Genomic DNA, 11280 nt, shown 5'->3' with positions numbered 1-11280 from the left:
TGTCATTGAAATTATCCAACACGTGCGATCAAATCAGCAGCGCGAGAAGAATAACCAAATTCGTTGTCATACCAACCCACAACTTTCACTAGGTTACCCATAGCAGTTGTCAACTTAGAATCCAAGATACAAGAGTGTTGGTTTCCGATGATGTCGATTGAAACGATTTCGTCCGTCGTAAATTCCAAGATACCTTTCATTGGGCCATCAGCAGCAGCTTTTAAAGCAGCATTGATTTCAGCAACAGTAGCATCTTTCTTCAATACAACAGTGAAATCTGTTACAGATCCGTCTGGAGTAGGAACACGCATTGCGTTTCCGTCCAATTTACCTTTCAAGTGTGGCAATACTAAACCAACAGCTTTCGCAGCACCTGTAGAAGTAGGGATGATTGAGTAAGCAGCAGCACGAGAACGACGTAAGTCGGAGTGAGGCGCATCTTGCAAGTTCTGGTCAGCTGTGTAAGCGTGAACAGTTGTCATGAAGCCTTTTTCAATACCAAATGCATCATCTAAAACTTTAGCCATTGGAGCTAAACAGTTTGTTGTACAAGAAGCATTTGAGATAATTGTCATATCATCAGTCAATGTATCATCATTAACACCTAATACAACTGTAGGAATATCACCTTTAGCAGGAGCAGAGATGATAACTTTACGAGCACCAGCAGTTAAGTGTTGGCCAGCACCATCTTGATCGATAAAACGACCTGTTGATTCTAATACCACATCAATTCCTAAAGCACCCCAAGGTAATTGCTTAGGATCACGCTCAGCGAAAGCTTTAATTACGTGACCATTTACAGTAATGCTATCAGCATCAGAAGTAACAGTTCCGTTAAAACGTCCATGAACTGAATCGTACTTTAATAAATGCACTAAAGTAGCGTTGTCAGTTAAATCATTGATAGCAACAATTTCTACATTTTCTTTTTCCAATAAACGACGGAAAGTAAGTCGACCGATGCGACCAAAACCATTAATGGCAACTTTAATTTTTTTCATTGAATGAATTAATTTGATTTCCTTATTAAAAATCAAAAATAGCTTTTTCATTGAACAATTCCAAGAATATCGTAATAAAACCGCTATTTAATCGTTTTAAATACACAATTCAACAATTGTAAACGCAATATTTTTATTTAGCCGATTGGGCAATTATAGTATTTTTGACAAATTTTAACTCGGATACGTTTTTTATTCAAGTTATTTTTGCATATTTGTATAAGCGAATGCCACACGGATCCAGTGGGGCAGGGGAGTGACAGAATGTCATTTGTCTATTTTGCTAATTTCAAGCAACAATTTCCACGATATATAATTTTGTTACGATTATCAACTAACTGATAATCATCAACTTAACTAATTAAAGTTTAAGTTAAATTCACACACTATTTTGTTGCCAAATTTGCACGAAAGCGGATATTTTCCGTTTTTTATTTCCGCTTCGACTTCAATAAAATCCTATTTATTGGTAATTTGCGTCTTCAAATTTTGGATACTTAACATATGAATTCAGTAGAACAGATCATTTTATCGGCGTGGGACGCTCCAGAAACGAGAAATACGCCAGTAGTCGTTGCTGCGATCGAAGAAGTAGTTGCGAAAGTGGATGCAGGGGAATTAAGAACTGCTGAACCATTAGCCGATGGTAGTTGGCAGGTTAACGAATGGGTAAAAAAGGCAATTGTGATGTATTTCCCGATTCGTCAAATGGAAGTAAGTGAGGTTGGTATTTTCGAATACCACGATAAAATGCGTTTAAAGACAAATTATAAGGAATTAGGTGTACGCGTTGTTCCTCCTGCTGTTGCACGTTATGGTGCATTTTTAGCGAAAGGGACGATCTTAATGCCATCCTATGTGAACATTGGCGCGTATGTCGATGAAGGAACAATGGTAGACACCTGGGCAACGGTAGGAAGCTGTGCTCAAATCGGGAAACATGTACACTTAAGTGGTGGCGTAGGAATCGGTGGTGTGTTAGAACCCCCTCAAGCTGCTCCCGTAATCATTGAAGATGGCGCTTTTATTGGATCACGTTGTATCGTAGTAGAAGGCGCACACATAGGCAAAAAAGCCGTTTTAGGTGCTGGTGTTACCATCACAGGTTCTTCTAAGATTATTGATGTATCAGGTCCTGAGCCTGTTGAATACATTGGATATGTCCCTGAGAACTCAGTCGTGATTCCAGGATCGATTCAAAAGAACTTCCCAGCAGGCACTTATGGAGTTCCATGTGCCCTCATTATAGGAAAAAGAAAAGAGAGTACAGATTTGAAAACTTCATTGAATCAAGCCTTGCGCGAAAACAATGTGGTAGTCTAAACCAAAATCTATCCTTACCTTTATAACCCGGTTCAAACAACCGGGTTTTTTTTATGGAAAATGAATTAAAAATTGGTGAATACAATCACCTACGCATTATTAAGGAAGTTCCTTTCGGTTTATACCTGGATGGCTACGAAGATGAAATCTTACTTCCCTTACAATATGTTCCCGAAACGTATGAAATCGATCAATTCATCGATGTTTTCATCTACCGGGACTCGGAAGACCGCATTATTGCTACAACGCTTAAACCAAAGGCAACCATTGATCAGTTTGCTTACTTAGAGGTAAAAGCCGTAACACCCTTAGGGGTATTTATGGAATGGGGTCTAGCAAAAGATTTATTCGTACCATTCAGCCAACAGTTTCAAAAAATGTCGGTGGGTCGCTCTTACCTCGTCTATATTTATTTAGATGGTCAAACGGATCGTATCGTCGCATCAGCGCGTGTTGAGAAATTTCTTCCACTAACAGATGGATCCGAGTTTACAATTGGAGACAAAGTTGACGCAATACCTTTTGAACATACAGATCTTGGGATCAAATGCCTGGTAAACAATTGTAAAATAGGAATGCTGTTCAAAAATCAAGTGTTTACAAATCTAACATTTGGCGAATCCACATCTGTATACATTGCTAACATTCGCCCGGATGGTAAATTGGATTTACGTTTAGAAGCTGTTGGAATGGTTCGCATCGATAGTCAAGCAGAGCGTATTCTTGCTGCAATCAAAGAGAACAATGGTGTATTAATGTTACACGATAAGAGTCCAGCTGAGGACATTTACCAACAATTTGGTATGTCAAAAAAGGACTTCAAAAAGGGAGTAGGCGCATTGTACAAAAGTAAACTCATCGCTTTACACAACGATTGTATTTCACTTTTGTAAATTACAATTGTGTCCAATCTTGAATTTGTTTTTGTTAATTTTTGATTTACTTTTGTAATGTCATTTGTTTACAAAACACAATTATGAATTTAAGTGAGAAGATAGAATTGTTAATTAAGCGCAAGCAATTAAGCGCCTCTCAATTTGCGGATAAACTAGGAATCCCCCGCAGTAGTATTTCTCACATATTATCTGGGCGTAATAAGCCGAGTTTAGATGTTGTACAGAAGATACTGCGGGTTTTTCCAGAGATCAGTGCTGAGGACTTATTGTTTGAAGACAGAAGCTTAGGCGCTTCGCTCACAACAAGTTCACCGAAAGAGGCAATTCCAGTCGCATCTACTTCTCCTTCACTTTTTGATGCCGTTTTACCAACGCCCTCAGAATCGCCTAAAAATATTTTACCTGAACCAACGATCGTACAATCGAATCTCAGACGACCTAAGGAAACACCCGTTTCTGCACGGCAAGATGAGCCGGTCACACCAGTCATTCCGCAACGATTAGAAAAAAGTATCGAGCGTGTTTTGATTTTCTATACCGATGGTACTTTTTCAGAGAGTCGGCCGATGTAATCGATAATTTTCCACTTATCCACTTTTCCACGACTTATCCACAGTTGTGAACATTTTGTTACAATCGAAATATACTTATCCACATTTTTGTGTGGATAAGTGTGGATAATGTGTACAAATGGCAAAATTGTTTACAAATTGATGCAAATATTCTCTAAGCATTAAGCCATTTGCCTAATAGAAATCCCTAATTAAATGCTTAATTTTAAGCATAATACCTGTTTTTATGCAAAAATTAGATTCATTAAATCAAGTTGCCGAGTTCCACAATACGTTTGGAGCACCTATATTACCCAACCCAATGATTCCGAGTCCTGAGCGTTGTGCATTGCGCGTAAGCTTATTAGCCGAAGAATTAGACGAGTTGAGAGAAGCCATTGCAGCGAATGATTTAGTTGAAATCGCAGATGCCCTTTGCGATTTACAATATGTATTATCCGGCGCTGTATTGGAATTTGGTATGGGTGAGCGCTTTGTTGACCTATTCAATGAAGTACAACGTTCGAACATGTCAAAAGCCTGCCAAAGCCTGGAAGAAGCGGAATATACCGTAAAATTCTACCAAGATAAAGACGGTACTGAAGCTGAAATTAAGGAAGAAAACGGCCTATGGAAGGTCTATAGAAAATCGGACAATAAAGTATTAAAATCCATCAATTATTCGCCAGCGGACCTCGTAAGTCTACTTAAATAAATGATTAAAATCCTGCTAATTGAAGACGAACCCAAAACGGTCCAATCCCTTAAACAAGGCTTGGAAGAGAATCTTTATACCGTTGACGTAGCCTATGATGGTTTGATGGGGAAACAATTAGCCACACGAACTGCCTATCAATTGATCATTTCCGACATCATTATTCCCGGAATGAACGGCTTAGAATTGTGTAAATCGCTTCGTGCCGAAGGGATTCAAACCCCAATTTTAATGTTGACAGCACTCAGCACAACCGATGATAAATTAGTTGGATTTGAAGCAGGTGCAGATGATTATTTAGCCAAACCTTTTGATTTCAAAGAGTTTTTGGCCCGTGTCAAAGCATTGATTAAACGTTCAAATCAAACCTTGATAGAGGCACAAGTACTTAAATTTGCCGATTTAGAACTAGATTTAACAAGTAAAATAGTCACACGTTCCGGTCAAAAAATCAATCTAACGGCCAAAGAATTCCAACTGATGGAATACTTTCTACGCAATCAAGAAAAGGTTATTTCGAAAGCCGAAATCGCCGAAAACATCTGGGAGGTAGAGGACGAAGGAAGCTCAAATTTGATCGAAGTATATGTGAATTACCTGCGTAAAAAAGTCGATAAAGGCTTTCCAAGTAAGCTCATACATACACAATTTGGTATGGGCTATATTTTAAGACAGGAATAAGATGCAAATCCGTTCTCGGTTGACATATCAATTTACCTATCTGGTGTCTGCGATTCTTTTCGTATCGTATTTGATTATTTATTTGTTTACCCAAGAGAACTACAAAGATAAATTTTACAGTCGGCTACGTCAAAAAGCCAACACCGCAGCAGAATTGCTCGTAAACGTGAAACAGGTAGATTCTAAATTATTACGCATCATCGACCGCGCGAATCGGGATATCCTGTACCGTGAAAACATCATGGCTTATGATACGTGTTATGAGCGGATTTATCGCTCGAATGACAGCATCAACTTCCACGTAGATGTCAACAAGGTAAAAGAAGTCTTAAAACGCAAGGAAGTACGTTTTGGTGTAGAAGATTTAGAGGTATTAGGTACCGTTTTTGTCACGCCAGAAGGTCGAATCGTCGTTTTTGCGGGTGCAGTTGACCAATATTCAGCCGAGAATGCCAAAGACCTAAAAAATATCCTGATTGCCTTATTTCTCTTATTTGTCTTCATCGTAGTCATATCGGGCTGGTTTTTCGCCGGAAGGGCCGTTAATCCCATTTCTGAGGTGATTAAACAGGTAGATTTACTTTCTCCCAAACGCCTAGAACAAAGGTTGGAATCCGCCGACTCCGAGGATGAGATAGGGAAGATGGTCGCCACGATCAACCGACTACTAGAACGAATTGAAAGTGCTTTTCGATTCCAAAAGACCTTTATTGCCAATGTTTCGCATGAATTAAAGAATCCATTGACCAAAATTTCCTCTCAATTGGAAGTAAGTTTATTGAATGAGCGAAATACAGCAGATTACAAACAAACCATCGCATCTGTATTAGAAGACACCCAGGATTTAGCTGCGATTACGGAATCCTTATTGGAGCTCAATAAAATCAGCGTCACCGACTACCAAGCTGGATTTCAAATCATACGAATTGATGAGGTGATCTGGGAAGCAAGAAGCTTGGCTCAAAAGCTAAATTCAACCTATAAAGTACTTTTTGATACCCAATTCATGCCCGATGACGAGGAGCTACTGATGTTGAAGGGTGACGAAAAATTGATGTTGACAGCCATCAAAAACCTAATCGAAAATGCCTGCAAATTCAGCCCAAATAATCAGGCACAAGTCAGTCTATCAATCGTTTCAAATCAAATTGAAATAGAGATTAAAAACGAAGGAAAAGGCATTCCTGAGGCTGATTTACCATTCATTTTCCAACCATTTTTTCGGGGTGAAAATACGGCAAATTCTAAAGGTTACGGCATTGGTTTATCCTTGGTTGAGCGAATCATTCATTTACACAATGGACAAATTTCAGTCAGTTCAGCCATTAACAGTTGGACGACGTTCAAGGTAAATTTGCCAATTAATAAATAGACATTGGAAGTTTGACGATAGACATTGGACATTAGACATTGGACATTGGACGTTAGACTGTAGACGTTGGACTTTGGACTTTGGACGTTGGATTGTAGAGACGCAATACCTCACGTCTAATTTTCAATGGTTTTAAAATACCATCAAATAGCTCATAAAGCGTTAATTTCGAAATACCTTGAATTTGTTGTATAATTTATATTATGTTAAATAGAGTATAGATTTACTCAAAAAGCAGCTAATTGACACATTCTTAACTCTTCATTCTTAACTCTTCATTCTTAACTCTTCATTCTTAACTCTTCATTCTTAACTCTTCATTCTTAACTCTTCATTCTTAACTCTTCATTCTTAACTCTTCATTCTTAACTCTTAGTTCTTAACTCACTCTAATAAAAAAGCCCCAGGAAATTCCTGAGGCTCTGATCGGTCTAACGTCTAATGTCTAACGTCTAATGACCATTAATCCACTTGCTTATCGATCTTCAACTCACGATAAACTTGTTTCAAGATTTCTTTCAAATCTTCGTCTTTTTTAACTTTCAAAGCACGCTCAAAGAATGGAACCGCTTGTTGGTACTTCGCTGCTAATTTCTCCTCAACAGCCTTACCTTCTTTCTTATATGTTTCCATATCCATGGCATTTACAACACGCTTGATTTCTGCACCTTCGTTGAAATAAAATGCTCCCATTTGATACAATGCATCATAATATAATGGGTCAGCCGCTAATGCACGCTCATAGAATGATGGTGTCTCCTGCTTCAAAGCATCAATTTTAACATTCAATTCAGCAATTTTAGCTTTGTTTGCGGCTTCATCCCCTACTGCCTTTTCTGCCTCAAGCTTCTCCCCTTCCAAGGCCTTTAATTCTTCATTATCTTTCGCAATCGAAGCTTCTAACTTATTGATTTGCGACTGAATAACAGGCTTTTGATTCGGTTTAACCGTTTTTAACTTTGCTTTCGTACGCTTCAATTCATCAATATAAACCTCTGCCTTATCCTTGTGAGAAGCAATTTTACGACGCGCATCAGCAACTTTGTTAGATGCATCTGCAATTTTATTTGCCTCTTCTTTTAACGTGTTTGTCTTATTTTCATACAATAAACCCAAATTAAACAAGTTCATCACGTCTTTTGGATCCTTTGAAACAGTTTCCTTCAACTGAGAAATCGCCTGATCAATCCGATTGAAAGCAATTAACATATTGAATTTCTCATTCTTCAAATCCTTGCTTGTTGGATAAATTTCAATGCCTTTATCAATTAAAGCAAGTGCTTTGTCCTCTTCCTTAGCAACTTTATAAATTTGTGACAAACCATAAATAATCGCGACATCCTTACCGCCAATGTTCATGTATTTCTCGTATGCCGTACGTGCTTCCGCATCTTTTTGGCATAATTGAGCTACCACACCTGTATACATCGCTGAAACAGTATCTTTCGAAGCTATTTCAGATGCTTTTGACATATAACGGAAAGAAGATGTATAATCTTTCCCTTGGTATTTAATCACACCCATGTTCATTAAAGCACCATAAGCCTTCTCACGGCCATCCAACAACTTTTCTGCATCTTTCGCAATAGATCCTTTCTTACCTTCTTTGGTATCCAATTTCACTGCTTCAGCCAGGTAATCCAAGGCTTTAAATGATGCATCTAAATCGGTATTCGCCAGCGTTGAATCTGGAAATGAAGCCAAATCAAAATAAGCAACCGCACGCTCTAACCATAAACGTGGCTTTGTAGGTGCTTTCTTTACGGATTCATCTGTCTTTTTAACAGTTTCCAAAATACTCTTCTTTTGTGCTTCGACCAAAGCTTTGTCCACCTGTGCGAACGATGAGCCTGCAGCCATTGCCACAGTAATCAGGGTTAAAACTACTTTTTTCATACGTTTAGTTAAATTAAAAAAAAGCCCGTATTCGCATACGGGCCCATGAAATTACTCTTCAGTTGATTCCTCTACTCCTTCTACTGCTGAATTCTCCTCCCCTGTTTCCGGTGCTGCCGTTTCTTGAACAGCTCCTTCTACGATTTCTACTCCTTCTGCTAATTCAACCTCTTCCGGTTCAGGTTCTTTCTCAATTTTGGTTACCGATGAAATTTCATCCGACTCGTTTTTCAAACGAATCAACTTCACCCCTTGCGTATTTCGGCCCATGACACGTAACTCTGCCACACTCGTACGGATCAAAATACCCGCCTTCGTAATGATCATCAAGTCATTGTTGTCATTTACTTCCTTAATCGCAACCAAATTACCTGTCTTATCCGTGATATTCAAGGCCTTAACCCCTTTTCCACCCCGGTTTGTCAAACGATAATCTTCTACTTCAGAACGCTTACCAAAGCCTTTCTCCGACACAACCAATAATTGTTGAACCTCCGGATCCGACACACAAACCATACCAATCACACGCTCATCCGCGACACTTTCATCAATCCAAATACCTTTTACCCCCGCAGCGGTACGGCCCATTGGACGAACACGTGTCTCTTCAAAACGTACCGAACGGCCCGTATTGGTAGCAATAACGATTTGATTATTACCATTTGTTAATGCGACGTCTAATAAACGGTCTCCTTCGCGAATGGTAATCGCATTGATACCGTTTTGACGTGGACGAGAATAAGCCTCTAACGACGTCTTCTTAATCGTTCCATCTTCTGTACACATCACAATGAAATTATTATCAATGTAATCTGGATCTGTAATCGACTTCACATTAATCACGGCGCGAATCGTATCGCCGTTTTCAATATTCATCATGTTTTGAATTGGTCGGCCTTTCGAGTTTTTCGATCCCTCTGGCACCGCATAAACACGTAACCAGAAACACTTACCGCGCTCCGTAAAGAATAACAACCAGTTGTGCATCGTCGCTGAGAACAAATGCTCGGTGTAATCATCATCTTTCGTTGCCACCGCACGTGAACCTACTCCTCCTCTACTCTGTGCACGATATTCTGTAATCGGCGTACGCTTGATATATCCTTGCGCAGAAACCGTAATCAACATTTCATCATCCGCAATCATATCCTCTACCGAGAATTCTTCATCCGTCATGTTGATCTGCGTACGACGCTCATCGCCATAACGCTGCTTCATTTCCGTCAATTCATCCTTAATGATCTGCAATTGACGCTCTGGCTTCGCCAAAATGTCTTCCAAATCATCAATCAATTTCATGATTTCCGCAAATTCATTCATGATCTTCTCACGCTCCATGCCGGTAAGACGCTGTAAACGCATCTCCAAAATGGCCTTCGCTTGAATCTCAGATAAATTGAATTTACTCATTAATCCCTCCTGTGCTGCATTCGGGTCTTTTGATTCACGGATCAACTTAATTACCGCATCTAGATTATCCAATGCAATAATAAAGCCTTCCAATATGTGCGCACGCTTACGTGCTTCACGTAAATCAAATTTCGTCCGACGAACAATTACCTCGTTACGGTGCTCAACAAAATGATGTATCAAATCTTTTAGATTCAACATCATCGGGCGACCTTTTACCAAAGCCACATTGTTCACACTGAATGAAGATTGTAAAGCCGAATGCTTATACAAGTTGTTCAATACGACATTCGCAACCGCATCACGCTTCAAATCGAACACAATACGCATACCTTGACGATCCGACTCATCACGAATCTCTGAAATACCTTCGATACGCTTATCGTTCACCAAATCAGCACATTGCTTGATTAAGGATGCTTTATTAACCATGTACGGAATCTCCGACACGATAATCTGCTCTTTTCCATTCTTATTCGTATCAAATGTTGCATTTCCACGCACAACAATACGTCCTCTACCCGTCTCAAATGCATTTTTAATACCCTGAACACCGTAAATAGTTCCTCCCGTAGGGAAATCCGGTGCCTTGATGTATTGCATCAATTCTGTAATCGTGATATCTCGATTATCAATGTATGCCGCAATACCATCTACTACTTCTGTCAAGTTATGTGGCGCCATATTGGTCGCCATACCTACCGCAATACCCGAAGTACCATTCAATAATAGATTGGGAATCTTCGCAGGCAATACCGTCGGCTCATCCAAGGAATCATCAAAGTTGGGCTGAAAATCAACCGTCTCCTTGTTCAAATCCGAAAGCATCTCATCCGCAATACGCTTCAAACGTGCCTCCGTATAACGCATGGCTGCCGGCGAATCACCATCGACCGAACCAAAGTTACCTTGTCCATCAACCAATGGATAACGCAAAGACCAATCTTGGGCCATACGAACCATCGTATCATAAACAGATGAGTCACCATGTGGGTGATACTTACCAAGTACCTCCCCGACGATACGTGCCGATTTTTTGTACGATTTATTGTAACTAACTCCTAACTCCTCCATCCCGTAAAGTACCCTACGATGCACCGGCTTTAAACCGTCACGCACATCTGGCAAGGCACGAGATACAATGACCGACATTGAATAATCAATGTACGCCCCTCTCATTTCATCTTCGATGTTGATTGGGATAATATTCGTGTGTAATGACATAAATAATGATTTGATTCGTTGAACAAACCGCCCGCTAAAATTTCTCTTTTCGAAAAAACAAAGCGGTTTTTCAATAGTTACAAATATCCTTAATTCTCCCTATTTTTCCAAGAAAAAATTCAGTAAATCTGGAGAAAATAAATCATTTATCGAACGCTATATTTACCTTTGAAAAACGAACAAATTAGGAGACTTTGAAAAATACATT

The 11280-nt window shown here is 39.4% G+C and carries 9 protein-coding genes; 6 read left to right on the top strand and 3 right to left on the bottom strand.

Going from position 1 to position 11280, the window contains the following annotated elements:
• Positions 1-11: 11 nt before the first annotated feature.
• On the bottom strand, positions 12-1004 hold the full coding sequence (gene gap / locus PQG45_RS02950) for a type I glyceraldehyde-3-phosphate dehydrogenase (RefSeq protein ID WP_315576440.1): 993 nt from the start codon (positions 1002-1004) through the stop codon (positions 12-14).
• A gap of 504 nt (positions 1005-1508) precedes the next feature.
• Between gap and PQG45_RS02945 the strand changes: the two genes are divergently transcribed.
• The 6 genes from PQG45_RS02945 (at position 1509) to PQG45_RS02920 (ending at position 6542) form a co-directional block, all read left to right on the top strand.
• A complete protein-coding gene (locus PQG45_RS02945; protein ID WP_315576442.1) occupies positions 1509-2327 on the top strand; it encodes a 2,3,4,5-tetrahydropyridine-2,6-dicarboxylate N-succinyltransferase in 819 nt (272 codons plus the stop codon).
• A 53-nt stretch (positions 2328-2380) separates the two neighbouring features.
• Positions 2381-3220: a CvfB family protein gene (locus PQG45_RS02940; RefSeq protein WP_315576443.1), complete on the top strand. Its 840-nt coding sequence runs from the start codon at positions 2381-2383 to the stop codon at positions 3218-3220.
• A gap of 83 nt (positions 3221-3303) precedes the next feature.
• Entirely contained in the window at positions 3304-3795 is a 492-nt protein-coding gene (locus PQG45_RS02935) for a helix-turn-helix transcriptional regulator (RefSeq protein ID WP_316070261.1), read from the top strand.
• Between the two features lie 226 nt (positions 3796-4021).
• A complete protein-coding gene (locus PQG45_RS02930; protein WP_315576447.1) occupies positions 4022-4489 on the top strand; it encodes a nucleoside triphosphate pyrophosphohydrolase family protein in 468 nt (155 codons plus the stop codon).
• 3 nt (positions 4490-4492) lie between these two features.
• Positions 4493-5170, top strand: a complete 678-nt coding sequence (locus tag PQG45_RS02925) for a response regulator transcription factor (RefSeq protein ID WP_315576750.1) — start codon at positions 4493-4495, stop codon at positions 5168-5170.
• A 1-nt stretch (position 5171) separates the two neighbouring features.
• Positions 5172-6542, top strand: a complete 1371-nt coding sequence (locus tag PQG45_RS02920; RefSeq protein WP_316070260.1) for a HAMP domain-containing sensor histidine kinase — start codon at positions 5172-5174, stop codon at positions 6540-6542.
• Between the two features lie 462 nt (positions 6543-7004).
• On the opposite strand, the gene PQG45_RS02915 is transcribed toward PQG45_RS02920, so the two are convergent.
• Positions 7005-8438 (bottom strand): hypothetical protein, encoded by a 1434-nt coding sequence (locus PQG45_RS02915; protein ID WP_316070259.1) that lies wholly within the window; start codon positions 8436-8438, stop codon positions 7005-7007.
• Between the two features lie 51 nt (positions 8439-8489).
• On the bottom strand, positions 8490-11072 hold the full coding sequence (gene gyrA / locus PQG45_RS02910; RefSeq protein WP_315576453.1) for a DNA gyrase subunit A: 2583 nt from the start codon (positions 11070-11072) through the stop codon (positions 8490-8492).
• Positions 11073-11280: the final 208 nt, after the last annotated feature.

This window comes from Aquirufa regiilacus (genome assembly GCF_032470275.1).
Classification (GTDB): Bacteria; Bacteroidota; Bacteroidia; order Cytophagales; family Spirosomataceae; genus Aquirufa; species Aquirufa regiilacus.
This window is presented reverse-complemented; position numbering and strand designations above follow the sequence as displayed.